The sequence below is a fragment of the Streptomyces sp. NPDC015125 genome, assembly GCF_043080045.1.
GTDB lineage: Bacteria > Actinomycetota > Actinomycetes > Streptomycetales > Streptomycetaceae > Streptomyces.
In genome coordinates this window covers 38,450-64,140 of the sequence record NZ_JBIBVF010000030.1, presented here as the reverse complement: position 1 = coordinate 64,140, position 25,691 = coordinate 38,450, and the positions used below count along the sequence as shown (strand labels likewise).

Genomic DNA, 25,691 nt, shown 5'->3' with positions numbered 1-25,691 from the left:
CCATACGTCCGCCGCACCGGTCCCCGTTCACGCCCGTCACGCCTTGACCAACCCCTCCGCCCGGCCCCCCAGGGCGAGGTACACATCCTCCAGGCTGGGCGTGGCCAGCGTGAAATCGTCCAGGGCCGCGAAGGCCGGGCCCGCGGTGACCGCGGCGACGGCGGATCGGGCCCGGTCGGGGGGCAGGCGGAGGGTCCAGCGGCGGCCGGAGGTCTGCGCGGCGGCTTCGAGAGCGGCGACCTCGGGCACCTCCAGCGGCGGGCGGTCGCGCCACACCAGCTCCAGCCGGACCTCCTCGCTCACCATTTCCTTGAGGCCGCCGGGCGTGTCGCAGGCGATGACGCGGCCCCGGTCGATCACCGCGACCCGGTCGAGCACGCTCTCGGCCTCCAGCACGTTATGGGTCACCAGCACCACCGTCGCGCCGCGCTCGGCCCGGCGCCGGTCCACCGCGGCCCACACGGCGCGCCGCGCCACCGGGTCCATACCGGTGGTCGGCTCGTCCAGCACCAGCAGCGACCGCTCGCCGATCAGCGCGGTGGCCAGGCAGGCCAGCCGCCGCTGCCCGCCGGACAGCTTCTTCAGCGCCCGTCCGGTGATGTCGGCGAGGCCCAGCTCGCCGATCACCGCGTCCCGCTCGGCGCGCGCCTCACGGGCGCCGAGGCCGCGCAGCCGGCCGGTGGTCTCCACCGCCAGTGCGACGGTCAACTCGTCGAGGGCGGTGGACTCCTGCCCCAGGTAGCCCAGCAGCCGGGCGGCCCGCTCCGGATGGCGCACCAGGTCGTGACCCAGTACGGAGATGCTGCCGGAGTCCGGGCGCAGCAGTCCGGTCAGCTGGCGGACCAGGGTGGACTTGCCGGCTCCGTTGGGGCCGAGCAGCCCGAAGATCTCGCCGCGGTGCACGTCCAGGGTGATGCCGTCGTTGGCGCGTACGGCGGAAGCCCGTGCCGCCCCGCGGCGCCCGCGCATCGCGGGGTACGTCTTGACCAGGTTCCGCACGGCGCACACCGGCACCCCGCGCTCCACCTGTTTTGCGCCCGTCCTCACGAGCTATGAGGGTACGCGTCCCCGGCCCGCCTCCGGGCCGCGGGGCTCCGGCGGGCGGGCCGGGACAGAGCGCCCGGGCCGGTCAGTCCCCGGCCGGAGCGTGCTCGGCGGCCGTCCGCAGATCGACCTCGCGCCAGAAACCGGCCCGGATCGCATAGCGGTCGTGCTCGTCGATCTGGTCGTCCTTGTGGGCCAGCAGCCCGAACCGGGCGGCGTAGCGCAGCAGTTCACCGTCGATACGGTGCGGGATGCGCGGGTACTCCGTCGACAGCTGCTGGAGGTGGGTGGTGTCGGAGAGCCGGTCGGTCCAGCGGCGGGCGAAGACCTGGCCGACCTCGAAGGGGTCGCCGCTGACGGCGGTGATGTCCTCCTCGCGGTCGGCCCAGCGCTGCTCGGCGCTGGTGAGCTGGGCGAGGGTGGGCAGGGCCGCGGTCTCGGAGGGTTCGCCGACCGGGCCGCCGCGCTCGACCCAGCCCTTGTCGGACGACCAGCGCAGGGTGGCACCGGCCGCGGGCGCCTGCGGGGCGGAGCCGCCCGCCGGCGCGGGTCCCTGGCCCGCGGCATGGGCCCGGCCGAGCCCGGCCAGGTCCTTGGGGGTGGGGACGCCCCGGGAACCCGCGGCCCCGGGATCGTCCTCGGCGGCCGGTGCGCTCCCGGTACCGGCCGGCGGCCGGGAGACGCCATTGGCGCCGTTGTGCTCGTGGGCGTGCTCGGCGGATTCCGGGCCGGATGCGGCGGCCGCCGCGGCCGCCGCGGCCGCGACCGCGGACTCGGGCAGCGGGGCGGAGAGGATCGCGGCGATCTCGGGGCGCGGTACCGGCGGCGGGGCGCAGGGGCCGCCGAGTTCCTTGGCACGGACCGCACGGGTGATCCAGGTCCGGTCCAGCACCCGCCGCTCGTCGGCCTCGGCGACCAGGTCCTCGGACTGGTTGTAGTCGCCGTCCGCGGCCTGGACGGCCCACAGGTGGACCGCGACGCCGTGCTCCTTGGCCGACATCAGGCCGGGCAGGAGGTCGCCGTCGCCGGTGACCAGGACGATGTCGGAGCAGGCGCGGTTACGTGCGAGTTCGGTCAGCTCGGCGTGCATCGCAGCGTCCACGCCCTTCTGCGCCCAGCGCCCGTCACTGCGGGTCAGCGCACCGAGCCGGACGGTGACCCGGGGCATCACCCGCAGCCGGCGGTGCTCGGGCTGCGGGACGCGGTCGGGGGCTCCGTCGAACCAGTAGATCCGCAGCAGCGGGCGTTCGGTGTCCGCCTCGGCACGCTGACGCAGCCCCTGGATGAGGGCGGCGTGATCCACCGTGATCCGGGAGCGGGCGGGCTCTCCGGCGAGCAGGCTCGCCGCGGCGCCGAGCAAATACCCGGCGTCCACCAGGACGACACAGCGATCCACGATCCACCCTCTTCCCTGAGGTGCTGATGTCCGGTCGCCCCCCGGCTCGGCCCGTGGCACGAGTTTTCTTCGGTTGTCCTTCGAGTCTGCCCGACCCTGCGGGCGTTAACTGCCCGAACTCGATCTTCGGCGTGGCGGATTCGGCGAGAATCTTGAGTACAGCGTGTGATCAACCCTTTAACGCAGGGTAATTGCCCGAAATGCAGCGCTCTGTCCGGCGTGTAAGTCTGGTTCCGGCCCCGATCCCGGATTCCCCCCTCAGGAGGCACGATCATGGCCAAGGACAAGAAGCAGGACCGCAGTCAGCAGCAGAAGGCGGCATCCGCGGCCGAGCGCGGCCAGCAGGAAGCCCAGAAGTCGAGCCTGGAGGCACAGTCCCAGTCGCGATCGCAGGCGCAGGGCAGCCCGGCAGATGTTGCACGTAAGCACCAGCGGCGCTTCGGTCACAACTGATCAACTGATTCACGCCACACAGAGGTTGAGGGGCGCGTCCACTACGGGCGCGCCCCTCCCGGGATAGGCAGGCCGGCGGATCAGCCCGCCAGACAGGCCGGGCCGAGCAGCACCTTCAGATCACCGAACAGCGACGGGTCGGGCGTGACCCGGTGCCGGTCCAGCCGGAGCACGGTCGTCTTGCGTGCCCCCTGCAGCTTGATCCGCACCTCGGTGGAGCCCCGGTGGCTGCTGAGCACCTCGCCGAGCTTCTCGACCATCGGCGGGGTGACCTTGACCGTCGGAATGGTGATCGTCACCGGGGCGTTGGTACCGGCCTCCGAGAGGTCGGGGACCATCATCTCCATGGCCACCAGCCGCGGGATGTCCTCCCGCTTGTCGAGGCGGCCCTTGACGAAGACCACGGTGTCCTCGACGAGTTGGGTGGACACCAGCTGGTAGGTCGCCGGGAAGAACATGCAGTCGATGGAGCCGGCCAGGTCCTCGACGGTGGCGATGGCCCAGGCGTTGCCCTGCTTGGTCATCTTGCGCTGCAGGCCGGAGATGATGCCGCCGATGGTGACGATCGAACCGTCCGAGTAGTCGCCGCCGGTCAGCTGGGCGATGGCGGCGTCCGCCTTGTCGGACAGCACGTGTTCCAGGCCGAACAGCGGGTGGTCGGAGACGTAGAGACCGAGCATCTCGCGCTCCTGGGCGAGCAGGTAGGTCTTGTCCCACTCGATGTCCGAGAACTCGATGTCCAGGCCGAAACCGGGGCTGTCGTCGGCGGTGTCGTCGCCCATGCCGCCGAAGAGGTCGAACTGCCCCTCGGCCTCCTTGCGCTTGACCTGGACGACGTTGTCGATCATCGGTTCGTAGTGCGCCGTGAGCCCCTTGCGGGTGTGGCCCATCTCGTCGAAGGCGCCGGCCTTGATCAGCGATTCGGTGGTGCGCTTGTTGCAGACGACCGCGTCGACCTTGTCGAGGTAGTCGGGGAAGGAGGAGTACTTCCCCTTGGCCTTGCGGCAGCGGATGATCGAGTCGACGACGTTCTGGCCGACGTTACGGACCGCGGTGAGGCCGAAGAGGATCACATCGTCGCCCTGGGCGGCGAAGTTCGCCTCGGACTCGTTGACGTTCGGCGGCAGCACCTTGATGCCCATGCGGCGGCATTCGTTCAGATAGACCGCCGACTTGTCCTTGTCGTCGCGCACGGAGGTCAGCAGCGCGGACATGTACTCGGCCGGGTAGTTGGCCTTGAGGTAGGCGGTCCAGTAGGTGACCAGGCCGTACGCGGAGGAGTGCGCCTTGTTGAAGGCGTAGCCGGCGAAGGGGACCAGGACGTCCCACAGGGCCTGGATGGCCTGGTCGGAGAAGCCCTTCTTCTTCGCGCCCTCCTGGAAGAGGACGAAGTTCTTCGCCAGCTCCTCGGGCTTCTTCTTGCCCATCACGCGGCGGAGGATGTCGGCTTCACCGAGGGAGTACCCGGCGATGATCTGGGCGGCCTTCTGCACCTGCTCCTGGTAGACGATCAGGCCGTGGGTGAGACCGAGGACCTCCTTGAGGGGCTCCTCCAGCTCCGGGTGGATCGGGGTGATCTCCTGGAGGCCGTTCTTGCGCAGCGCGTAGTTGGTGTGCGAGTCCATGCCCATCGGGCCGGGACGGTACAGCGCCGATACGGCGGAAATGTCCTCGAAGTTGTCGGGCTTCATCAGCCGCAGCAGCGACCGCATCGGGCCGCCGTCGAACTGGAAGACACCGAGCGTGTCACCGCGGCAGAGCATCTCGTACGTCTTGGGGTCGTCCAGCGGGACGGTGAGCATCTCCAGCTCGACGCCCTTGTTCTTCCGCACCATCTTGACGGCGTCGTCCATGATGGTGAGGTTGCGCAGGCCCAGGAAGTCCATCTTGAGCAGGCCGAGCGACTCGCACTGGGGGTAGTCCCACTGCGTGATGGTGACGTTGTCGGTGTGCCGCACCCAGACCGGGGCGTGGTCGACGATGGGCTCGCTGGACATGATCACGCCGGCCGCGTGCACACCCATCTGCCGGACCAGGCCCTCGACGCCCTTGGCGGTGTCGATGACCTTCTTCACATCCGGTTCGTTCTCGTACATCCCCCGGATCTCGCCGGCCTCGCTGTAGCGCGGGTGCTGGGGGTCGGTGATACCGCTGAGGTCGATGCCCTTGCCGAGGACATCGGCGGGCATGGCCTTGGTGAGGCGGTCGCCCATGGCGTACGGATAGCCCAGGACGCGCGCGGAGTCCTTGATGGCGTTCTTGGCCTTGATCTTGCCGTAGGTGCCGATCATGGCGACCTTGTCGGCGCCGTACTTTTCCGTGACATACCGGATGACTTCGACGCGCCTGCGCTCGTCGAAGTCGATGTCGACATCGGGCATGGAGACCCGCTCGGGGTTGAGGAACCGCTCGAAGATCAGACCGTGCGTGATCGGGTCGAGGTCGGTGATGCCCATGGCGTACGCCACGATCGAGCCGGCCGCGGAGCCACGGCCGGGGCCGACCGCGATGCCGTTGTTCTTGGCCCACATGATGAAGTCGGCGACGACGAGGAAGTAGCCGGGGAACCCCATCTGGATGATGATGTCCATCTCGTACTCGGCCTGCTTCTGCCGGTCCTCGGGGACACCGCCCGGGAAGCGGCGCTGCATGCCGACCCGGACCTCCTCCTGGAACCAGGTGACCTCGGTGAAGCCCTCCGGGATGTCGAACTTCGGCATCAGGTCACGCTTCTCGAACATCCCGGAGACGTCGATCTGGTCGGCGATCAGGCGGGTGTTGGCGCAGCCCTCCTGCCAGGCGTCCGAGGAGTCGATGGCGTACATCTCGTCGGTGGACTTGAGGTAGTAGCCGGTGCCGTCGAAGCGGAAGCGGTCCGGGTCGGAGAGGTTCTTGCCGGTCTGGATGCACAGCAGGGCGTCGTGCGCCGTGGACTCGTGGGCGTAGGTGTAGTGCGAGTCGTTGGTGACCAGCGGCGGGATGCCGAGCTTCTTGCCGATCTCCAGCAGGCCGTCGCGGACCCGGCGCTCGATCTCGATGCCGTGGTCCATCAGCTCCAGGAAATACCGGTCCTTGCCGAAGATGTCCTGGTACTCGGATGCGGCCTTCAGCGCCTCGTCGAACTGGCCGAGCCGCAGCCGGGTCTGCAGCTCACCGGAGGGGCAGCCGGTGGAGGCGATCAGGCCCTCGGACCACTGGGCGATGGTCTCCTTGTCCATCCGCGGCCACTTCTGCAGCCAGCCCTCGGCGTACGCGTCCGAGGACAGCCGGAAGAGGTTGTGCAGACCGGTCTTGTTCGCCGCCCAGATCGTCTTGTGCGTGTAACCACCGGAACCGGAGACGTCATCGCGCTTCTGATGCGGCTGGCCCCACTGGACCTTGCGCTTGAGGCGCCGCGACTCCGGCGCCACATACGCCTCGATGCCGATGATCGGCGTCACCCCGGCCTTCTTCGCCGAGTGGAAGAAGTCGTACGCGCCGTGGAGGTTGCCGTGGTCGGACATGGCGATATGCGTCATGTCCATCTCGTTGCACGCCTTGAACATGTCCGACAGCCGCGCCGCACCGTCCAGCAGTGAGTACTGGGTGTGGACATGCAGATGCGTGAAGGGGGGCCTGGACGAGGCTGCCACGGCGGGGGACCTCCAAAAGTACGAAACGGCGCAGAGCGCCTCGGCGGGGGACGGCGGTCGGACGGCCGGTGCACGGTCGGCGACGGATGGGTGAGACGGTCTCGAAGTCTACGACTCCCCACTGACAATCGGCGGGCACCGACGAGTAGCCTCGCGCGTTGTCAGTGGCAGATCCGCGACGGGCTCCGCCACGGCTCTCCGTACCCCTTCCGCACCTCAGGAGGCACCCAGCGATGCCGTCCCAGCACGCCCCGGCGCAGGACGCCGAGCAGCGCGGCGAGGAAATCCTCGCCGTCTTCGACACCGCCTTCGGGGAGCTGCTCGCCGCCGACCCCGCGGCCTTCCGTGTGAAATTCCGGAAGATGGCCGCCTCCGCCTTCGCCTTCTACCGGGGCACGGCCTGCCTGTTCTACCGGGATCTGGAAGCCGCGCAGGACGACGGCGGCAAGGACAGCGGCCCGTATCTGGACGAGCAGACCGGCCGGGTGTGGGTCCACGGCGATCTGCACGCCGAGAACTTCGGCACGTACATGGACTCCACGGGCCGGCTGATCTTCAACGTCAACGACTTCGACGAGGCGTACGTCGGGCCGTTCACCTGGGACCTCAAGCGGTTCGCCGCCTCGGTCGCACTGATCGGCTACGCCAAGGCGCTCGGCGACAAGCAGATCACCGACCTGGTGCGCACCTACGCCGCCGCCTACCGGGAGCGCATCCACGCGCTGGCCTCGGGGACGAAGAGCTCCGACCGGGACGAACTGCCGCCCTTCACCCTGGACACCGCCGAGGGCCCGCTGCTGGACGCGCTGCGCGACGCCCGCTCGCTGACCCGCTTCGGACTGCTGGACTCGATGACGGAGATCCGCGACTTCGAGCGCCGCTTCGCGCCGGGCGGCGGCAGCGTCGAGCTGGACGCGGCCACCCGCTACAAGGTCCTTGCCGCCTTCGACGGCTATCTGGAGACGCTGCCGGAGTCGAGCCTGGACCGCCCGGACTCCTACCGCGTCAAAGACGTCGTGGGCCGGCGCGGCATCGGCATCGGCTCGGCCGGTCTGCCGTCGTACAACATCCTGCTCGAGGGCAACAGCGACGCCCTGGAGAACGATGTGGTGATCTACATGAAGCAGGCGCAGACCCCGGCCGTCTCCCGGCACATCACCGACCCCGCGGTCCGCGGCTACTTCCAGCACGAGGGCCACCGCACGGTGATCTCGCAGCGCGCCCTGCAGGACCACGCCGACCCGTGGCTGGGCTGGACCGAACTGGACGGCGCGGGCCAGCTGGTCGCCGAGATCTCGCCGTACGCGGTCGACCTGGACTGGTCGGACATCGACGATCCGGAGGAGATCGCGGCGGTGGTGGCCGACCTGGGCCGGGCCACCGCGACCATGCACGCCGCCGCGGACGACGAGAGCGGCCACTCGCTGGTGCCGTTCTCGACGGAGCGGGCCATCGACGCGGCCATCGCCGCCGACGAGGACGGCTTCGCGTCGCTGCTGGTCGACTTCGCGCACTCCTACGGCGCCCGCGCCCGCCGTGACCACCAGATCTTCGTGGACCTCTTCCGCAACGGGCAGATCCCGGGCCTGTAGGACCGGGAGGACCGGGAGGACCGGAGCATGCCGTCCGCACCGTATGCACCGGTGCGTACGGCTTCGGACCCCCTTAGCCGCCGCTTACCCCGGGCCATGGCACACTCGGCTGCCATGGACATCTCGGCGGCACACCTGCGGGCACTGCGCGCAGCGCTTTTCACGGCGCTGTGCGTGACGCTCTCCTCGGGGTCGCATGTCCTGCTGTCCCGTATGCCGCTGCCGCTGACCACCGTCGCCGCGCTCTGCGCCGCCGTGTTCGTCCTCGCCTATGCGCTGGCCGGCCGGGAGCGCGGCTTCTGGCGGATCGCGTCGCTGCTGGTCCCCCTGGAGCTGGCCGCCGATCTGGTCTTCAGCCTGGGGCAGCACACCTGTTACGGAGAGGCCGGCGGCCCGGTCGCCGGCCCGCTGCGCTCGCTGGGCGTGGATCTGCTGTGCGGTGGCGACCCCGTCGGTGGACCGCTGGCACGGCTGTCCCAGGAGGACGCCGCGCCGGTGGTCACCTGGCTCGTCCTGCTCGCGGCGCATGTGTGCACGGGGCTGCTGGCGGCGGGCTGGCTGCGCCGCGGCGAGAGCGCGCTGCACCAGCTGTTGGGCGCGGTGGCGGGCTTCGCCTTCCGCCCGCTGCTGATCGCCGTCGCGGTCGTCGTCTCCGGCGCCGCGCCGGGCCGCCCGCTGCCCGCCCCCGTACGGCCCGGGCGCCCCGCCCGCGCCGTCCCCCTGCTCGTGCACTGTGTCGTGCGCCGTGGACCGCCCTGCGCACTGGCTGCGTAGGCCTTTGGCCGCGCGGCCCGCGTACGCCCGCGCCGCGCGCGTACGCCTTTGACCGCACGTATCTCCCGTCTCACGGATCTCCACAGAGCAGGAACAGTCATGAGCAACCGCAACAACCAGGTCAACAAGCAGGCAGCCCGCGAGCGGCTGCGCGCCGAGCGTGAGCGGCAGGCGAAGAAGGACAAGATCCGCCGGCAACTGATCGTCGGCGGTGCGATCGTCGGCGTCCTGGCGATCGCCGGCGGTATCGGGGTGGCGGTCTCCTCCATAGGCGGCGGCGACAGCTCGGCCGGCAGCGGGGACAGCACCGACTGGGCGAAGGCCGCGAAGGCCCCGCTGACCAAGCCCGCCAACACCAGCGGCAAGAACGGCACCACGGTCGTCGTCGGCAAGAAGGACGCCAAGAACACCCTGAACCTCTTCGAGGACCCGCGCTGCCCCGGCTGCGCGGGGTTCGAGCAGACCGTCGGGGCCACCGTCGAGAAGGACGTCAAGGACGGCAAGTACAAGGCGTCCTACCACCTGGGCACCTTCCTCGACGCCAACCTCAAGGGCACCGGCTCCAAGAACGCGCTGAGCGCACTGGGCGCCGCCCTCGACGTCGGCCCGGACGCCTTCTTGAAGTACAAGTACGCGCTGTACTCGAAGGAGTTCCACCCGGACGAGACCGGCCCGGACAAGTTCGCCGACGACAGCTACCTGATCAAGGTCGCCGACACCGTCCCGGCGCTCAAGGGCGACGCGGCCTTCCAGAAGGCCGTCAAGTCGGGCACGTACGACCGGTGGGCGCTGGAGATGTCCGACGCCTTCAGCAAGGTCAAGGACGTCACCAGCACCCCGACGATCAAGCTCAACGACACGGTGCTGGGCACGGACAGCCCGCAGGGCAAGGTGGCACCGTCCAGTGTGGCCGCCTTCAACTCCATGGTGGACAAAGCACTGAAGAAGTGACGCGAGCGGCCCGCCCCCGGCCGGGCCGCGTCCCGCGCCTCTCGGCCGGCGTGCTCCGTGCGCGCCGGCCGATGCCAAATCTTGACCCGGGCTCGTGCCGTGCACATGGCAGACTCCCGTCATGCAGGCGACGGGAATACGCCCCGGGGCCCGGCCGGCGGCCGCGCCGGGAGTTCAGCTCAGGGCGCTGCGGGCGGCACTGTTCACCGCGCTGTGCACCGCCCTGTCCGCGGGCTCCCATGTGCTGCTCTCACAGCACCCGTTACCGCCCGCTCCGGTCGTTGCGATCTGCGCCGGTGTCTTCGCCGTGGCCTATGCGCTGACCGGCCGGGAGCGCGGATTCGGCGCCGTCGCCGCGCTCCTGGTGCCGCTGGAGCTGGCCGCCGACACCGTCTTCACCACCGGGCAGCACACCTGTTACGGGCCGGCCGGCGGCCCGGTCACCGGCCCGCTGCGCTCGGTCGGCGTCGAACTGCTCTGCCGGGGCGGCGAATGGGGCACACCGCTGGCCCGGGCGGCCGCCCATCCGGGCGCGCCGCTGCCGCCGGCCGTTCCGGCGGCGGCCCCCTGGCTGCTGCTCGCCGCCCATGTCGCGGTCGGCCTGCTCGCCGCGGCCTGGCTGCAGCGCGGTGATGCCGCCCTGGACGCCCTGCTGCGCGCCGCCGCGACCGGCGCCTTCCGCCCGCTGCGCACCGCGGTCGCGGTGCGCACCGCCGCCCCCGCCCCGCCCCGCCGGAGGATCCGGCCGCTGCACCCGCTGCCGCCGGCCCGCCCGCTCCCCCTCCTCGTGCACTGCGTACGGCGCCGCGGCCCACCCCGCCCGGCCACCGCCTGACCAGCACACAGAAACCGGCACGACCCTCGAGGGGACCACACCACCCATGAGCAACCGCAACAACCTGGCCAACAAGACCGCGGCCCGCGAACGCATCCGGGCCGAGCGGGACCGCCAGAAGAAGAAGGAGAAGCTGCGCCGCCAACTGACCGCGGCGGGCGCGGTGATCGGCGTCGTGGCCGTGGCCGGCGGCATCGGCTACGCCGTGATGAAGGCCAACGAGCCCACGGGCTGGGAGGCCGCCAAGGAGGCCAAGCTCGTCACGCCCGCGCACACCCAGGGCAAGAACGGCACCGAGATCCTGATAGGCGACAAGAACGCCAAGCAGACCCTGGAGGTCTTCGAGGACGTCCGCTGCCCGTCGTGTGCGTCCTTCGAGCAGAGCAGCGGCAAGGCCCTGGCCAAGGACATCGAGGACGGCCGGTACCGGGTCCGCTTCACCATGTACACCTTCATCGACGGTATGGGCGGCGGTGAGGGCTCGAAGAACGCGCTGAGCGCGCTCGGAGCGGCGCTGAACGTCGGCCCGGACGCCTTCTTGAAGTACAAGTCGGCGCTGTACTCGGCCAAGTACCACCCCGACGAGCGCGAGGACCTCTACGCCAAGGACTCCGAGCTGCTCAAGGTCGCCGGCGAGGTGCCGGAGCTGAAGAACGACAAGGCGTTCGCCACGGCGGTCGAGAAGGGCACGTACGACCGCTGGGCGATGGAGATGACCGCGCTGTTCGGCCGCAAGGGCGTCAAGGGCACGCCCACGTTCATGCACGGCGACAAAAAGCTGGTGATGCCGCAGGTCCCGCAGCAGCAGATGACGCAGGCGCAGTACAACCAGCTCGCAGAGACCAACTTCAAGAAGATGATCGACAAGGAGTTCGGCCCGGCGAAGGGGGCGTCAGGCGGGGACGGGGGCAAGGGCGGCAGCACGGGCGAAGGTGGCGCGAAGGGCATCCGCGAGGGCGAAAAGGACCCCTCGGGCGCGCACTGAGTGCCTTTCGGACAACGGGTGGGCGAATTCTCGGGGTTATCGGAATTCGCCCTCCCGGTGCCGCTTACCGGCCAGTAAGGTGATCGGCCGTGACCGATCATGACCAGATCTCGCGCCGCACTGCCGTCACGGCCGTAGCCGCCACCGCAGCCCTTCTGCCGTTCGCCGGCGCCGCCACCGCGCACGCCCAAGGAGCCCCGGAACAGGGCTCGTTCTTCCAGCACGGAGTCGCCTCCGGGGACCCGCTCCCCGACGGCGTCCTGCTGTGGACCCGGGTGACACCGACCCCGGCGGCGACCCCCGGCTCCGGCCGCGGACCGGCCACCAAGGTGAGCTGGCAGGTGGCGAGCGACAAGAACTTCGCGTCCGTTGTCGCACGGGGGACCCTGACCACCTCCACCGCCAGTGACCACACCGTCAAGGCGGACGTCCGCGGCCTGCACCCGGCCACCCACTACTACTACCGCTTCACCGTCGACGGACAGCACTCCCCCGTCGGCCGGACCCGTACCGCCCCCGCCCACGACACCGCGGCCGGCAACATCCGCTTCGGCGTGGTCTCCTGCGCCAACTGGGAGTCCGGCTACTTCTCCCCCTACCGGCACCTGGCCGCCCGCACCGAACTGGACGCGGTGCTCCATGTCGGCGACTACCTCTACGAGTACAAGTCCGGCGAGTACCCGGAGTTCAAGTACGTCGTCCGCCCGCACTCCCCCGCCCACGAGCTGCTGACGCTCGCCGACTACCGCATCCGGCACGGCGTCCACAAGACCGACCCGGACGCACTGGCCATGCACGCCACCCACCCGGTCATCGCCATCTGGGACGACCACGAGTTCGCCGACAACGCCTGGAAGGGCGGCGCGGTGAACCACACCCCGGACACCGAGGGCCCCTGGTCCGCGCGGATGGCCGCCGCGAAGCAGGCCTACTTCGAGTGGATGCCGGTGCGCCCCTCGATCGCCGGCACCACCTACCGCAGGCTGCGCTTCGGCACCCTCGCCGATCTGCACCTGCTGGATCTGCGGTCGTTCCGCGACGCCCAGGCCAAGCCGGGCAGCGGTGAGGTCGACGACCCGAGCCGTACGATCACCGGGCGGGCCCAACTGGACTGGCTCAAGTCCGGACTCGAACGCTCGGACACCGCCTGGCGACTCGTCGGCACCTCGGTGATGATCTCGCAGGTCGCCTTCGGCGCCGTCCCCGCGAAGCTGCTCGGCCCGCTCGCCGAAATCCTCGGGATACCCAAGGAGGGCCTGGCGATCAACACCGACCAGTGGGACGGCTACACCGACGACCGGCGCGAGCTGCTCGGCCACCTCAGCGACCGCGGCATCGACAACACCGTGTTCCTGACCGGCGACATCCACATGGCCTGGGCCAACGAGGTGCCGCGCCAGGCGGCGACCTACCCCGCCGACCGCGCGGTGGCGACGGAGTTCGTGGTCACCTCCGTCACCTCCGACAACGTGGACGACTTCCTGCACGTCGCCCCGCACACGGTCTCCCTGGCCGGGGTCGCCGCCATCAAGGCCGCCAACCGGCATGTGAAGTGGCTGGACATGGACTCGCACGGCTACGGGGTCCTGGACGTCAACGCCGAGCGGACACAGATGGACTACTTCGGCATCTCCGACAAAACCGATCCGAACGCCACCAGCACCCTGCTGCGCTCGTACCGGACCCGGTCCGGCACCCAGCAGGTGGAACGCGCCGACCAGCCGCTCGTCTAGGGCATACCCGCCCGTTCCCGGCCGGCCGCCCGGCTCACAGCTCGGCGAGGAAGCCCAGCGCCACCTTCCAGGCGCTCTCCGCGGCCTCCTCGTCGTAGTCGGGCAGATCGGGATCGGTGAAGAGATGGCCGGCGCCGGCGTAGCGGAAGACCTCTACGTCCGCGCCGGCCCGGCGCATCTGGAGATACCAGGCGTTCAGCCAGTCGTGCGGCTCGTACGGGTCCGGGTCGGCGACATGCAGCTGCACCGGCAGGTCGTCGGCGACGGTGCCCTCCGCGATGTCCGAGGTTCCGTGCAGCAGAAGCAGCCCGCGGGCCCGCTCGTCGCCGAGTGCGAGGTTCTGGGCGACCGAGCCGCCGAAGGAGAAGCCGGCGTAGACCAGTCCGCGGTCGGAGTAGGGCGCAACGGCCGTGATGGCGCGCTTGAGCAGCTCCTCCTTGCCGATCTCGTCCTTGATGAGGATGCCGTCCGGGACGGAGTCGGCGGTCCGGCCGTCGAACAGATCGGGGACGATCACCTCGTGCCCCGCGGCGCGCAGCCGGTCCGCCGCCGCGTGCACCGCGGGACGCAGCCCGCACACCGAATGAATCAGGACAATCGTCGACAGTTGGCTGGTCGAGGACTCGGTGGAGGCCGGCACTGACATCACTTCCCTGGGGTTGGATCGATCTCCCCCCATCGTGCCAGTTACGGTCACGGGGACCGGGTACCAGCACACCACAGCCCCTCGCACCTCCCAGCCCCTCGCACCCCCTGGAGGAGGAATCTCGTGTCCTTGGAGGACGTACTGCGACCGGTCGTCGTCATCGGCGGCGCGGTCCTGCTCGCGCTCATCCTGGTCTGGCTCGCCGACCGGGCACTGCGCCGGATCGATGCCGCCCGCCCGGAGACCCCCCTGTGGGGGCTGCTGCGCCGCTGCCGGATACCGCTGCAAGTGGCGCTCTGCGCAGCCCTGTTGCGCGGCTCGTTCGCCCATACGGGGCTGAAGCCCGCCAAAGAGCATGCGGCGGGCATCGGACAGGCGCTCGGCCTGGTCCTGATCGCGGCCACCGCCTGGCTGGCCGTCCGGGCCGCGGCGGCCATCGTCGAGTCGTCGTACTCGCGCTATGCGGCGGGCGCCCGGGACGCGGCGCGGGTGCGGCGGGTGCGGACCCAGGTGACGCTGATCCAGCGGGTGGTGACGGCCGTGGTGATCGTCGTCGCGGCCGCCTCGATGCTGCTGACGTTCCCGGCGATGCGGGCGGTCGGCACCTCCATGCTGGCGTCGGCCGGGCTGCTGGGCATCGTCGCCGGTATCGCCGCCCAGTCCACCCTCGGCAATCTCTTCGCGGGGCTGCAGATCGCGTTCGGCGACATGGTGCGGATCGGGGACACCGTCGTCGTGGACGGCGAGTGGGGCACCGTCGAGGAGATCACGCTGACCTTTCTGACCGTACGGACCTGGGACGAGCGCCGGATCACCATGCCGGTGTCGTATTTCACCGGCAAGCCGTTCGAGAACTGGTCGCGCGGCGGTGCGCAGATGACCGGCACGGTCCTCCTCCACCTCGACCACAGCGCGCCGGTGGAGAAGATGCGCCAGCGGCTGCTGGAAGTCCTCCAGGAGTGCCCGGAGTGGGACGGCAGGTCCTGGAGTCTGGTGGTCACCGACACCACCCCGTCCACGATCGTGGTGCGTGCGCTGGTGACCGCCCGGGACTCGGACACCCTGTGGACGGTGCGCTGCGAGGTCCGTGAGCGGCTGCTGGAGTGGCTGCAGGCCGAACACGCCTACGCGCTGCCGCGGATCACCACGGCGGCGGCGCCGCCGGACGACCCCGCGCTCGACCGGGGCGAGGAGCCGGGCGCGCGGTCCGCGCAGGGCTGAGCCCCGGCCCCGCCTGCCCGTCACGGCCTGCGTGTGGCGCCCTACGGCGCGCCCCGCAGGCTGCGCATGTCCAGATGCCGCAGCACCCGGTCGACGATCTCCGGGTCCGCGCCCGGTTCGCTGCGCGCCGCCAGTACCTCGTGCCGGGCGGCCGAGAGCATCTCGCCCTGGATGCGGTGCACCTTCTTCAGCCGGGTGATCCGCTTGTCGAAGAGCTCGCGCCGCTCGTCGTCGACGATGTCCGGCGCGATCCGGGCACCGATGTCGTGCGCGCGGCGTGCCAGTTGCTCGCTGACCTCGTCGGGCAGCTCCTCGACCTCCAGGATCTCCTTCAGCCGCCGCTTGGACGCCTTGATCACCCGGATCGCCAGCTCCCGCTCCAGCGCGTCGACGACATCGGTGTCGGCCCGCACCCGCAGCCGGCGCACCAGCCAGGGCAGGGTGAGGCCCTGGATGAGGAGAGTGCTGAGCACCACCGCGAAGGCGATGAAGAGGATGTCGTCGCGGACCGGGAAATCGCCGCCGCCGTCGACGCTGTACGGAATGGCCAGCGCCAGCGCCACCGAGGCCACCCCGCGCATCCCCGCCCACCACATGATGAGCGTCTCCCGCCAGCTCATCGGGATCTCCTCGTCGTAGTCGCGGCGCTTGTGCATCCGCTTGGCCAGCCAGCCGGCGGGCAGCAGCCACAACAGGCGGACGCCGACGACCACCCCGACGACGGCGGCACCGGCCCCGAGCAGCTGGCCCCACCGGTGGGAAGCCGCCCCGAAGATGTTGTGCAGCTCCAGGCCGATCAGCCCGAAGGCGACCCCGGTGACAAGGGTGTCCACGACCTCCCAGAAGGTGTAGCCGGCGAGCCGGCCCATCACATCGTCCGGGTCGACCGCGTACTCGGCCAGGAACAGCGCGCAGGTCAGCACCGCGAGCACACCGGATCCGCGGAAATTCTCGGCCAGGACGTACGCGACGAACGGCACCAGCAGCGTCAGACCGATCTGCAGCGTCGGGTCACCGAGCATCCCCATCAGCTTGTTGGTGACCCAGCCGAGCCCCAGGCCGACCGCTATGGCGACCACCGCGGAGAGCACCAGCGAGCCGACCGCGGCGGGCACCGAGAAGGTTCCGCTGACCGCCGCGGCGAGCGCGACGTGGTACAGCACGATGGCGGTGACATCGTTGAACAGCCCCTCGCCCTCCAGGATCGAGACCAGCCGGCGGGGCAGCCCCAGCTTGCCCGCGACGGCCGTCGCGGCCACCGGGTCGGGCGGGGCGACCAGCGCGCCGAGCACCACCGCGGCGGCCACCGGCATCCCGGGCACCACCGCCTGGGCGACGGCGGCGACCGCGGCGGTGGTGGCGAAGACCAGCGCCACGGCGAGCAGGAAGATCGGCCGGAGGTTGGCGGTGAACTGCCGCCAGGAGGTGCGCTGCACGGCCGCGTAGAGCAGCGGCGGCAGCACCACCGGCAGGATGAACTCGGGCGGTACCTCGACATTGGGCACGAACGGCAGCAGTGCCAGCACGGCGCCGACGAGGGTCATCAGCACCGGCGACGGGAGTCCCAGCCGGTCGCCGACGGGAACCATGACCACGGCTCCGAGCAGCAGGACGAACATCAGAGCCAGCTGGTCCACGGTGGCTACGCTCCGGGGTCGGATTCGATCATTTTCCGACCCCAGCGTGCCATGACACCGGCTCTTGCCCGCCGTGTCGGCGCCCGCCCGATGTCCTCCGTGTCAGCTGCTCTCGTCCCGGACGGTGTCCAGGGCGCGCTGCAGATCATCCGGGTAGGCGCTCTCGAACTCGACCCAGCGGCCGTCGGAGGGGTGCTCGAAGCCCAGCCGCATGGCGTGCAGCCACTGCCGGGTGACACCGAGGCGCTTGGCGAGGGTGGGGTCGGCGCCGTAGGTCAGGTCGCCGACGCAGGGGTGGCGGTGCGCGGACATGTGCACCCGGATCTGATGGGTGCGGCCGGTCTCCAGCTTGATGTCGAGCAGGCTGGCCGCGCGGAACGCCTCGATCAGGTCGTAGTGCGTGACGGACGCCTTGCCCTCGGCCGTCACCGCCCACTTGTAGTCGTGCTGCGGGTGCCGGCCGATGGGGGCGTCGATGGTGCCGCTCATCGGGTCCGGGTGGCCCTGGACCAGGGCGTGGTAGCGCTTGTCGACCGTGCGCTCACGGAACTGCTGCTTGAGCAGGGTGTAGGCGCGCTCGGACTTGGCGACCACCATCAGGCCGGAGGTGCCGACGTCGAGACGGTGCACGATGCCCTGGCGCTCGGCGGCACCGGAGGTGGAGATGCGGTAGCCGGCCGCGGCCAGACCGCCGATGACGGTCGTTCCCGTCCAGCCGGGGCTGGGGTGCGCGGCCACGCCGACCGGCTTGACGATCACGATGATGTCGTCGTCGTCGTGCACGATCTCCATGCCCTCGACGGGCTCGGCGACGATCTCCACGGGCGCCGCGGCCTGCGGCATCTCCACTTCCAGCCAGGCGCCGCCGCTCACCCGCTCGGACTTCATCACCTCGGAGCCGTCGACCCGGACCTTGCCGGCGGCGGCGAGTTCGGCCGCCTTCGTACGGGAGAAGCCGAACATCCGGGCCAGCGCGGCGTCGACGCGCTCGCCCTCCAGGCCGTCCGGTACGGGCAGGGTGCGGATCTCGGGAATGGTGCTCACCCCACGAGTATGGCAGTCCCGTCGTGGTGCCCTGCCCGGCGGCCGGGAGCCGGACGTCCGTCGGCTCCTGCGGGCCCGGGGCCGGGCCCGTCAACCGGCACCATCAACGGCTCCTGCCCCGGCCGGCCCCGCCGCGGGGTATCAGTCCTTGTGCACGGTCCCGTCGGGGTCCAGCCCGCGGAAGGACAGGATCACGATCAGGATGCCACCGCAGACGATCCCGGAGTCGGCGAGGTTGAAGACCGCGAAGTGCGCCGGGGCGATGAAGTCGACCACCGCACCCTCGAAGACCCCCGGCGAGCGGAACAGCCGGTCGGTGAGGTTGCCGAAGGCGCCGCCGAGCAGCAGCCCGAGCGCGATCGCCCAGGGCAGGCTGTAGAGCTTGCGGGCGATCCGGGCGATCACCACGATCACGACCGTCGCGATGATGGTGAGGAAGATCGTCAGCGCCTCGCCGATGCTGAACGCGGCGCCGCGGTTACGGATCACGGTGAACTGCAGCAGCGTCCCGATGACCTGGATGGGCTCGTGGTGCTCCAATTTCGCCACCACCAGGAGCTTGCTGCCCAGGTCGAGCAGGTAGACGAAGAGCGCGACCAGCAGCAGCGCGGTGATCCGCCGCTTGCGGTGGCCGGTGCCCTGCTCCGGCTCCACCGTCTCTCCCCCCTCGGATTCCGCCGTGGAATCCGCTCCGGTACCCGGCTCGGGTTCCGGCGTACCGGTGATGCGTTCGGCCTTAGCCACGTGTGAGTCCCTCAGCCCGTTGTGTCCACGGCCGGGCCACCCCGGCTGAACCACGAGAGTACGGCACACACGTACGGGCGCGGGCGGACCGGGTGCCGTCGGCGACACCTACCGGCCACCTCAACGGCGCTCCTCTTTCTGCTTGCACTCCACGCACAGCGTCGCGCGGGGGAAAGCCTGCATCCGCGCCTTGCCGATGGGGTTGCCGCAGTTCTCGCAGAGGCCGTAGGTGCCCGCGTCCAGCCGGGCCAGGGCCCGCTCGGTCTGGTGGAGCATCTCGCGGGCGTTGGAGGCGAGCGCCAGCTCGTGTTCGCGGGTGATGTTCTTGGTTCCGGTGTCGGCCTCGTCGTCGCCCGCTCCGTCACCGGAGTCGCGCATCAGCCCGGCGATGGCGTCCTCGGCCGAGACGATCTCCAGCCGCAGCCGCGCCGTCTCCTCCATCAGCTCGGTCCGCGCCTCCGTGACCTCCTCGGGCGTCCAGGGTTCCTCGCCGGGCCGTACGGCGAGCTCTCCCGGCGCCGCGGCCACCCTGGCCGTGGGCACCGCGGAGTCGTTGCCGTGAGCCTTGGCCGTTGCGGCCGCAGTCTTCTTCGCCACCACCGTCTTGGCTCCCGTCTTCTTAGCGGGCACCGCGGCCGTCTTGGCCGGAGCCTTCTTCGCGGTCTTCTTCGCCGCGGTCTTCTTGGCCGCCGGCTTCTTCGCGGCCGCCTTCTTCGGCGCCGCCCGTTCGGCCGTGGCCTTGCCCGGCGTGGTCGTACCGGCCGCCGTCTTCCTGGCCGCGGCCTTCTTCGGAGCTGCCTTCTTCGGGGCCGTCCTTTCCGGTGCAGGCTGCTTCGCGACGGCCTCGTCGGCAGGCGTCGTGCTCTTCTCCGCGGCGGTCTTTTTCGCCACCATGGCCGCGACCCCTTCACATATGTGACTTTGTTCGCGAATCGTGACGGGAACGATAAATCGCTGCACGCCACGCGGCAACGGGACGCACCGCCCTTCGGGACCCGCCACCCGGCCCGGACGTCCGGTCTGCCTCGTTTGTGCCCCGCTCCCCGGCCGGTAATCCGCACCGTCGGCGCGGTACCCGTCCGCTCGCCATTCGGGTCACGGCGTGCGCCCGGCCCCCGTCGCGGCGAGCGGCCGGGACGCCCTCCCGTACGGTGCCGGGGCCGGCCCGCCTCCCCCGGCTGCCGGAAATCCGGTCGGCCACTGTCGGTGCGGCCCCGTACACTGGGCCGAGCGAGAGGCATTGACGGGACGAGTAGCGCCGTACGCAGCCAGCAGCGACCCGGGGACGGTGGAAGCCCGGGGGCGTGCACGACGCGAAGATCACCCCGGAGCCGCCGGAAGAAAGCTTTGGACAGTGGGCTCCGCCCACGGGCCTCGGGCCACCCACGGCGAGTAGAACCGGCAGCGCGACCCCAATGAGGGGGCGGTGCAGCAGCACCGCCAAGGAGGGTGGTACCGCGGGAGCGCAGGCTCTCGTCCCTCCGGACGGAGAACGCAGCAGGTGTCCGCCGGAGGAAGCCCCCGATGAGTCCGCAGCCCCAGTATCACCAGGTACCCGCCCAGGTAGACCTCCCCGCCCTCGAGCACGCCGTGCTCGAGTTCTGGCAGGAACAGAAGATCTTCGCCCGCACCCTCCAGCAGTCCGAGGGACGGCCCGAGTGGGTCTTCTACGAGGGCCCCCCGACCGCCAACGGCATGCCCGGCGCGCACCACATCGAGGCGCGCGTCTTCAAGGACGTCTTCCCCCGGTTCCGCACGATGCAGGGCTACCACGTCGACCGCAAGGCCGGCTGGGACTGCCACGGCCTCCCGGTCGAGCTGGCCGTGGAGAAGGAGCTGGGCTTCAACGGCAAGAAGGACATCGAGGCGTACGGCATCGCCGAGTTCAACGCCAAGTGCCGCGAGTCGGTGACCCGCCACACCGACGCCTTCGCCGAGCTCACGACCCGGATGGGCTACTGGACCGATCTGGATGCCCCGTACCGCACGATGGACCCCGACTACATCGAGTCGGTGTGGTGGTCGCTGAAGGAGATCTTCGACAAGGGCCTGCTGGTCCAGGACCACCGCGTCGCCCCCTGGTGCCCGCGCTGCGGCACCGGCCTGTCGGACCACGAGCTGGCCCAGGGCTACGAGAACGTCGTCGACCCCTCGGTCTTCGTCCGCCTCCCGCTGACGTCCGGCCCGCTGGCCGGCCGGGCCGCGCTGCTGATCTGGACGACCACCCCCTGGACCCTGGTCTCCAACACCGCCGTCGCCGCGCACCCCGACGTCACCTATGTCGTCGCCACCGACGGCAGCGAGCAGCTGGTCGTCGCCGAGCCGCTGCTGGAGAAGGCCCTGGGCGAGGGCTGGACCGCCACCGGCGAGTCGTTCACCGGCCGCGAGATGGAGCGCTGGGCCTATGAGCGCCCCTTCGACCTCGTCGAGCTGGCGGGCGCCAATATCGTCGTCAACGCCGAGTACGTCACCACCGACGACGGCACCGGCCTCGTCCACCAGGCCCCGGCCTTCGGTGAGGACGACCTCAGGACCTGCAAGGCGTACGGCCTGCCGGTGATCAACCCGGTCCGCCCGGACGGCACGTTCGAGGAGGAACTGCGCCTGGTCGGCGGCCAGTTTTTCAAGAAGGCCGACGAGGCGCTGGTCGCCGACCTCGACGCCCGCGGCCTGCTCTTCCGCCACCTCGCCTACGAGCACAGCTACCCGCACTGCTGGCGCTGCCACACCGCGCTGCTCTACTACGCCCAGCCGTCGTGGTACATCCGCACCACCGCGGTCAAGGACGCCCTGCTGCGGGAGAACGAGAACACCAACTGGTTCCCGGAGTCGGTCAAGCACGGCCGCTTCGGCGACTGGCTCAACAACAACATCGACTGGGCGCTGTCCCGCAACCGCTACTGGGGCACCCCGCTTCCCATCTGGCGCTGCGAGGAGAACCACCTCACCTGCGTCGGCTCGCTCACCGAGCTGACCGAGCGGACCGGGACCGACCAGTCGGACCTGGACCCGCACCGCCCGTACATCGACGCGATCACCTTCGACTGCCCGACGTGCCAGGGCACCGCGACCCGCGTCCCCGAGGTCATCGACGCCTGGTACGACTCGGGCTCGATGCCGTTCGCGCAGTGGGGCTACCCGTACCGCAACAAGGAGCTGTTCGAGAAGCGCTACCCGGCGCAGTTCATCTCGGAGGCCATCGACCAGACCCGCGGCTGGTTCTACACCCTGATGGCCGTCGGCACGCTCGTCTTCGACAAGTCCTCGTACGAAAACGTGGTCTGCCTCGGCCACATCCTCGCCGAGGACGGCCGGAAGATGTCCAAGCACCTGGGCAACATCCTCCAGCCGATCCCGCTCATGGACCAGCACGGCGCCGACGCGGTCCGCTGGTTCATGGCCGCCGGCGGCTCCCCCTGGGCCGCCCGCCGGGTGGGCCACAGCACCATCCAGGAAGTCGTCCGCAAGACGCTGCTGACGTACTGGAACACCGTCGCCTTCCAGGCGCTGTACGCCCGTACGTCGAACTGGGCCCCCTCCGCCGCCGACCCGGCCCCGGCCGACCGGCCGCTGCTGGACCGCTGGCTGCTCGGTGAGCTGAACACCCTGGTCGAGCAGGTCACCGACTCCCTGGAAACCTTCGACACCCAGCGTGCCGGCAAGCTCCTCTCCTCCTTCGTCGACGACCTCTCCAACTGGTACGTCCGCCGCTCCCGCCGCCGCTTCTGGCAGGGCGACGCGGCCGCGCTGCGCACGCTGCACGAGGTCATCGAGACGGTCACCCGGCTGATGGCCCCGCTCACGCCGTTCATCACCGAGCGGGTCTGGCAGGACCTGGTCGTCCCGGTCGCCCCCGAGGCCCCGGAGTCCGTCCACCTCGCCGGCTGGCCGGTCGCCGACCGGACGCTCATCGACCCGGCGCTGTCCGGCCAGATGCAGCTGGTGCGCCGGCTGGTCGAGCTGGGCCGTGCGACCCGTGCCGAGTCGGGGGTGAAGACCCGCCAGCCGCTGTCCCGTGCGCTGGTGGCGGCCCACGGCTTCGCGGGCCTGCCCGAGGACCTGCGCGCACAGATCACCGAGGAGCTGAACGTCAGCTCGCTGGCCGCGCTGTCGGAGGTGGGGGGCTCCCTGGTCGACACCACCGCCAAGGCGAACTTCCGTGCCCTGGGCAAGCGGTTCGGCAAAGGCGTCCAGGCGGTCGCCAAGGCCGTCGCCGCGGCGGACGCCGCGGCCCTCTCGCTCGCCCTGCGCGACGGCACGGCAAGTGTCGAGGTCGACGGGGAGACCGTCTCGCTCGCCCCCGACGAGGTCATCATCACCGAGACCCCCCGCGAGGGCTGGTCGGTGGCCTCCGACGCGGGTGCCACGGTCGCCCTCGACCTGGAGATCACCCCGGAGCTGCGCCGGGCGGGCCTGGCCCGCGACGCGATCCGGCTGATCCAGGAGGCCCGTAAGAACAGCGGCCTGGATGTCGCCGACCGGATCGCGCTGCGCTGGCGGTCCACCGACGAGGAGGTGCGAACGGCACTGTCCGACCACGCCGGCCTGATCTCCGACGAGGTACTCGCCGAGGACTTCACTCCCGGCGAGGCGGACGGTTCCTACGGCCCCGCGTTCACCGACGAGAGCCTGGCCCTCACGTTCCAGCTGCGCAAGGCGTAACCGCACCCGCGGCCACCACGGCCTGACGAGCCCCCCGAGTGCAGCCGGCACCGGGGGGCTTCGCCGTCCCCGCGGACGCCCCGGCCTCCGCGCGCAAGTACACACAAAAGGGCCGGGCCCCGAAGGAGTGTTCCCTCGGGGCCCGGCCCTGATTGCCGACGGTGCGCGCTACGCGGACGTCAGTTGTCGTCCTCGTCGATGAGGAAGCCGCGCATCGGCGACGGCGTCTGCTGCATCGGCTGCGGGCTCTGCGGCCGCACCGGAGCCATCGGCTGGGTCATCGCCGGCGACATCTGCTGCTGACCGCCGTAGGACGGACCACCGTTGGACTGACCGGCCATGGAGTGGTTGCCGCCCATCTGCTGGCCGCCCCCCATGGTGTGGTTGCCGCCGCCCATGCTGCCGGCACCGGCCGACGCCATCGACGGGGACGGCGGCAGCGAAGCGGCCGCCGGGGTCCGGGGCGGAGCCAGCGAGTCGTCGGCCTGGTTCTCCAGCTGACGCAGCTGGCTCTCCAGGTAGGACTTCAGCCGCGTGCGGTACTCGCGCTCGAAGCCGCGCAGGTCCTCGACCTTGCGCTCCAGCGTCGCGCGGGCCGACTCCAGCGAGCCCATCGCCACGCGGTGCTTCTCCTGCGCGTCCCGCTCCAGCGCATCGGCCTTGGCGCGGGCGTCCCGCTCCAGGCCCTCGGCACGGCTGCGCGCTTCGCCGACGATCTTGTTGGCCTCGGAACGGGCCTCCGCGATCGCCTGGTCGGCGGTCTGCTGTGCCAGCGACAGCACGCGCGCCGCGCTGTCACCACCCGGGCCGCCCTGCTGGCCACCGGGGCCGGGCAGCTGCGGTCCGCCGGGACCACCCATCGGGCCGCCCATGGGACCGCCGGGACCCATCGGACCGGGGCCGTGCGGGCCCTGCGGGCCGGGGCCGTGGCCACCGGGACCAGGAGGCAGCTGCGGTGCACCACCAGGCAGTTGGGGAGGGCCACCCATCCCCTGCTGCTGCTGCGGCGGGACCGGCTGCGGACCGGATATGGCGGCGGGCACCGGAGACCCGGGCCGCTGCTGCTGCTCCTGCTGCTGGTCCGGTCCCTTGCGCAGCCCCTGCTGCTGCTGGTTCTGTGCGGCGGCGCGGGTGGCAGCGGCCAGCTTGGCGCGAAGGTCCTCGTTCTCCCGCAGGAGCCGGGTCAGTTCGGCTTCGACCTCATCGAGGAAGGCATCGACCTCGTCCTCGTCATAGCCTTCTCGGAGGCGGACGGTCGTGAACTGCTTGTTCCGCACGTCCTCGGGGGTCAACGGCATCTCTACTTCACCTCAACGTAGTCGTCGGCAATCGGCAAGACCGTATCGTTCACACCAACAACACCGACCTCACGACGGTGATCAGGATGTACACGATGATCATCAATACGAAGAAGGACAGATCGAGCGCCACGCCCCCGAGACGCAGCGGCGGGATTACCCGCCGCAGAAGCTTGAGTGGCGGATCAGTGACAGTGTAGGCGGCCTCAAGAATGACCACCATCGCCTTGCCGGGTTGCCATGAACGGGCGAACTGGAAGACATAGTCCATCACCAGCCGGAAGATCAACACAATCAGGAAGCAGTACAGCGCGATGTAGATCACCTGACCAAAGACACTCATCTCGCGCGGTCCCTCTCCCCTTGCCTTGCTCCTGTGTTGGCCTCACGGCCTCGGTGTGCCCGGTGTTGCGTCTCAGCTCTGGTTGAAGAACCCGCCCTCTGCGATGCGGGCCTTGTCCTCCGCCGTGACATCGACGTTAGCAGGCGACAACAGGAACACCTTCTGCGTCACCCGCTCGATGCTGCCGTGAAGACCAAACACCAAACCGGCCGCAAAGTCGACAAGTCGCTTCGCGTCGGTGTCGTCCATCTCCGTGAGATTCATGATCACCGGAGTGCCCTCACGGAAGTGTTCCCCGATGGTACGGGCTTCGTTGTAGGTCCGGGGGTGGAGTGTGGTGATGCGGTAAGGCTCCCGCTCGGACACAACCTTGGGCATGATCACCGGTGCGTTCTTCTCCAGATTTGGACGTTCGGGTGTGATGGATGCCACGGGGGCGATTCGCGCGGGTCGTCCGTTTTCCGTGGTGAGCGGGGCCGGTTCACGTTGCGCCGGAGGTGTCACGGCACGGACGGGCCCCTCCCTTTCGGGGGGAATTTCGGCCTGCACTGGGTGCTGTTGACGCCGCCCCCGGTCGGGCTCCGGGTCAAGCTCGGGCTCGAACTCGTCATCGGGGTCGAACCCCCGGCCGTCGTACCCATCGTCCTCCACGAGGCCGAGGTAGACCGCCATCTTGCGCATCGCGCCGGCCATTCTCTGCG

Annotated in this window: 20 protein-coding genes; 9 read left to right on the top strand and 11 right to left on the bottom strand. The window is 70.3% G+C overall.

The window, feature by feature from the left end:
- Positions 1-36: 36 nt before the first annotated feature.
- Together ACF088_RS38010 and ACF088_RS38005 are read right to left on the bottom strand one after the other, a co-directional pair.
- Positions 37-969, bottom strand: coding sequence for an ABC transporter ATP-binding protein (locus ACF088_RS38010; RefSeq protein ID WP_392380583.1), 933 nt, complete (start codon positions 967-969; stop codon positions 37-39).
- 160 nt (positions 970-1,129) lie between these two features.
- Positions 1,130-2,440 (bottom strand): NYN domain-containing protein, encoded by a 1,311-nt coding sequence (locus tag ACF088_RS38005; RefSeq protein ID WP_392380535.1) that lies wholly within the window; start codon positions 2,438-2,440, stop codon positions 1,130-1,132.
- A gap of 273 nt (positions 2,441-2,713) precedes the next feature.
- On the opposite strand from ACF088_RS38005, the gene ACF088_RS38000 reads away from it, so the two are divergent.
- Complete coding sequence (locus ACF088_RS38000) at positions 2,714-2,893, top strand: hypothetical protein (RefSeq protein WP_392380534.1); 180 nt, start codon at positions 2,714-2,716, stop codon at positions 2,891-2,893.
- A gap of 80 nt (positions 2,894-2,973) precedes the next feature.
- Here ACF088_RS38000 and dnaE read toward each other — a convergent pair whose 3' ends face one another.
- Positions 2,974-6,525 carry a DNA polymerase III subunit alpha gene (gene dnaE / locus ACF088_RS37995; RefSeq protein WP_392380533.1) on the bottom strand — a complete coding sequence of 1,184 codons (3,552 nt, stop codon included), beginning with the start codon at positions 6,523-6,525 and terminating at the stop codon, positions 2,974-2,976.
- Between the two features lie 233 nt (positions 6,526-6,758).
- On the opposite strand from dnaE, the gene ACF088_RS37990 reads away from it, so the two are divergent.
- From ACF088_RS37990 to ACF088_RS37965, 6 genes are all read left to right on the top strand, one after another.
- Positions 6,759-8,117, top strand: coding sequence for a DUF2252 domain-containing protein (locus tag ACF088_RS37990; protein ID WP_392380532.1), 1,359 nt, complete (start codon positions 6,759-6,761; stop codon positions 8,115-8,117).
- A 114-nt stretch (positions 8,118-8,231) separates the two neighbouring features.
- A complete protein-coding gene (locus ACF088_RS37985; RefSeq protein WP_392380531.1) occupies positions 8,232-8,891 on the top strand; it encodes a hypothetical protein in 660 nt (219 codons plus the stop codon).
- Positions 8,892-8,990: 99 nt separating this feature from the next.
- Positions 8,991-9,842, top strand: a complete 852-nt coding sequence (locus ACF088_RS37980) for a thioredoxin domain-containing protein (protein ID WP_392380530.1) — start codon at positions 8,991-8,993, stop codon at positions 9,840-9,842.
- Positions 9,843-9,963: 121 nt separating this feature from the next.
- On the top strand, positions 9,964-10,677 hold the full coding sequence (locus tag ACF088_RS37975) for a hypothetical protein (protein ID WP_392380529.1): 714 nt from the start codon (positions 9,964-9,966) through the stop codon (positions 10,675-10,677).
- Between the two features lie 46 nt (positions 10,678-10,723).
- Positions 10,724-11,662 carry a thioredoxin domain-containing protein gene (locus ACF088_RS37970; protein WP_392380528.1) on the top strand — a complete coding sequence of 313 codons (939 nt, stop codon included), beginning with the start codon at positions 10,724-10,726 and terminating at the stop codon, positions 11,660-11,662.
- A gap of 89 nt (positions 11,663-11,751) precedes the next feature.
- On the top strand, positions 11,752-13,395 hold the full coding sequence (locus ACF088_RS37965; protein WP_392380527.1) for an alkaline phosphatase D family protein: 1,644 nt from the start codon (positions 11,752-11,754) through the stop codon (positions 13,393-13,395).
- A gap of 34 nt (positions 13,396-13,429) precedes the next feature.
- Here ACF088_RS37965 and ACF088_RS37960 read toward each other — a convergent pair whose 3' ends face one another.
- Positions 13,430-14,041, bottom strand: a complete 612-nt coding sequence (locus tag ACF088_RS37960) for a dienelactone hydrolase family protein (RefSeq protein WP_392380526.1) — start codon at positions 14,039-14,041, stop codon at positions 13,430-13,432.
- Between the two features lie 129 nt (positions 14,042-14,170).
- Between ACF088_RS37960 and ACF088_RS37955 the strand changes: the two genes are divergently transcribed.
- Positions 14,171-15,262, top strand: a complete 1,092-nt coding sequence (locus ACF088_RS37955) for a mechanosensitive ion channel family protein (RefSeq protein ID WP_392380582.1) — start codon at positions 14,171-14,173, stop codon at positions 15,260-15,262.
- A gap of 41 nt (positions 15,263-15,303) precedes the next feature.
- On the opposite strand, the gene ACF088_RS37950 is transcribed toward ACF088_RS37955, so the two are convergent.
- The 4 genes from ACF088_RS37950 to ACF088_RS37935 form a co-directional block, all read right to left on the bottom strand.
- Positions 15,304-16,881, bottom strand: coding sequence for a Na+/H+ antiporter (locus ACF088_RS37950; protein ID WP_392380581.1), 1,578 nt, complete (start codon positions 16,879-16,881; stop codon positions 15,304-15,306).
- A gap of 120 nt (positions 16,882-17,001) precedes the next feature.
- Positions 17,002-17,943, bottom strand: a complete 942-nt coding sequence (locus ACF088_RS37945; RefSeq protein WP_392380525.1) for an RluA family pseudouridine synthase — start codon at positions 17,941-17,943, stop codon at positions 17,002-17,004.
- Positions 17,944-18,084: 141 nt separating this feature from the next.
- On the bottom strand, positions 18,085-18,687 hold the full coding sequence (lspA, locus tag ACF088_RS37940; protein ID WP_392380524.1) for a signal peptidase II: 603 nt from the start codon (positions 18,685-18,687) through the stop codon (positions 18,085-18,087).
- 120 nt (positions 18,688-18,807) lie between these two features.
- Positions 18,808-19,581, bottom strand: coding sequence for a TraR/DksA family transcriptional regulator (locus ACF088_RS37935; protein ID WP_392380523.1), 774 nt, complete (start codon positions 19,579-19,581; stop codon positions 18,808-18,810).
- Between the two features lie 630 nt (positions 19,582-20,211).
- Here ACF088_RS37935 and ileS point away from each other — a divergent pair.
- Positions 20,212-23,349 (top strand): isoleucine--tRNA ligase, encoded by a 3,138-nt coding sequence (ileS, locus tag ACF088_RS37930; protein WP_392380522.1) that lies wholly within the window; start codon positions 20,212-20,214, stop codon positions 23,347-23,349.
- Positions 23,350-23,528: 179 nt separating this feature from the next.
- Here ileS and ACF088_RS37925 read toward each other — a convergent pair whose 3' ends face one another.
- The 3 genes from ACF088_RS37925 to ACF088_RS37915 form a co-directional block, all read right to left on the bottom strand.
- The gene (locus ACF088_RS37925; RefSeq protein ID WP_129296869.1) at positions 23,529-24,647 is read right to left on the bottom strand and encodes a DivIVA domain-containing protein; all 1,119 of its coding nucleotides are present in this window, start codon (positions 24,645-24,647) and stop codon (positions 23,529-23,531) included.
- 49 nt (positions 24,648-24,696) lie between these two features.
- On the bottom strand, positions 24,697-24,990 hold the full coding sequence (locus ACF088_RS37920; protein ID WP_042162056.1) for a YggT family protein: 294 nt from the start codon (positions 24,988-24,990) through the stop codon (positions 24,697-24,699).
- A 72-nt stretch (positions 24,991-25,062) separates the two neighbouring features.
- A complete protein-coding gene (locus ACF088_RS37915; protein WP_392380521.1) occupies positions 25,063-25,683 on the bottom strand; it encodes a cell division protein SepF in 621 nt (206 codons plus the stop codon).
- Between the last annotated feature and the right edge of the window lie 8 nt (positions 25,684-25,691).

Excerpts from the sequence above, each read along its gene's own strand:
- ACF088_RS38010 (WP_392380583.1), bottom strand. The coding sequence starts at position 969 with ATGCGCGGGCGCCGCGGGGCGGCACGGGCTTCCGCCGTACGCGCCAAC.
- ACF088_RS38000 (WP_392380534.1), top strand. The coding sequence starts at position 2,714 with ATGGCCAAGGACAAGAAGCAGGACCGCAGTCAGCAGCAGAAGGCGGCA.
- ACF088_RS37990 (WP_392380532.1), top strand. The coding sequence starts at position 6,759 with ATGCCGTCCCAGCACGCCCCGGCGCAGGACGCCGAGCAGCGCGGCGAG.
- ACF088_RS37985 (WP_392380531.1), top strand. The coding sequence starts at position 8,232 with ATGGACATCTCGGCGGCACACCTGCGGGCACTGCGCGCAGCGCTTTTC.
- ACF088_RS37980 (WP_392380530.1), top strand. The coding sequence starts at position 8,991 with ATGAGCAACCGCAACAACCAGGTCAACAAGCAGGCAGCCCGCGAGCGG.
- ACF088_RS37975 (WP_392380529.1), top strand. The coding sequence starts at position 9,964 with ATGCAGGCGACGGGAATACGCCCCGGGGCCCGGCCGGCGGCCGCGCCG.
- ACF088_RS37970 (WP_392380528.1), top strand. The coding sequence starts at position 10,724 with ATGAGCAACCGCAACAACCTGGCCAACAAGACCGCGGCCCGCGAACGC.
- ACF088_RS37960 (WP_392380526.1), bottom strand. The coding sequence starts at position 14,041 with ATGTCAGTGCCGGCCTCCACCGAGTCCTCGACCAGCCAACTGTCGACG.
- ACF088_RS37950 (WP_392380581.1), bottom strand. The coding sequence starts at position 16,881 with ATGTTCGTCCTGCTGCTCGGAGCCGTGGTCATGGTTCCCGTCGGCGAC.
- ACF088_RS37935 (WP_392380523.1), bottom strand. The coding sequence starts at position 19,581 with ATGGTGGCGAAAAAGACCGCCGCGGAGAAGAGCACGACGCCTGCCGAC.
- ileS (WP_392380522.1), top strand. The coding sequence starts at position 20,212 with ATGAGTCCGCAGCCCCAGTATCACCAGGTACCCGCCCAGGTAGACCTC.
- ACF088_RS37925 (WP_129296869.1), bottom strand. The coding sequence starts at position 24,647 with ATGCCGTTGACCCCCGAGGACGTGCGGAACAAGCAGTTCACGACCGTC.
- ACF088_RS37920 (WP_042162056.1), bottom strand. The coding sequence starts at position 24,990 with ATGAGTGTCTTTGGTCAGGTGATCTACATCGCGCTGTACTGCTTCCTG.
- ACF088_RS37915 (WP_392380521.1), bottom strand. The coding sequence starts at position 25,683 with ATGGCCGGCGCGATGCGCAAGATGGCGGTCTACCTCGGCCTCGTGGAG.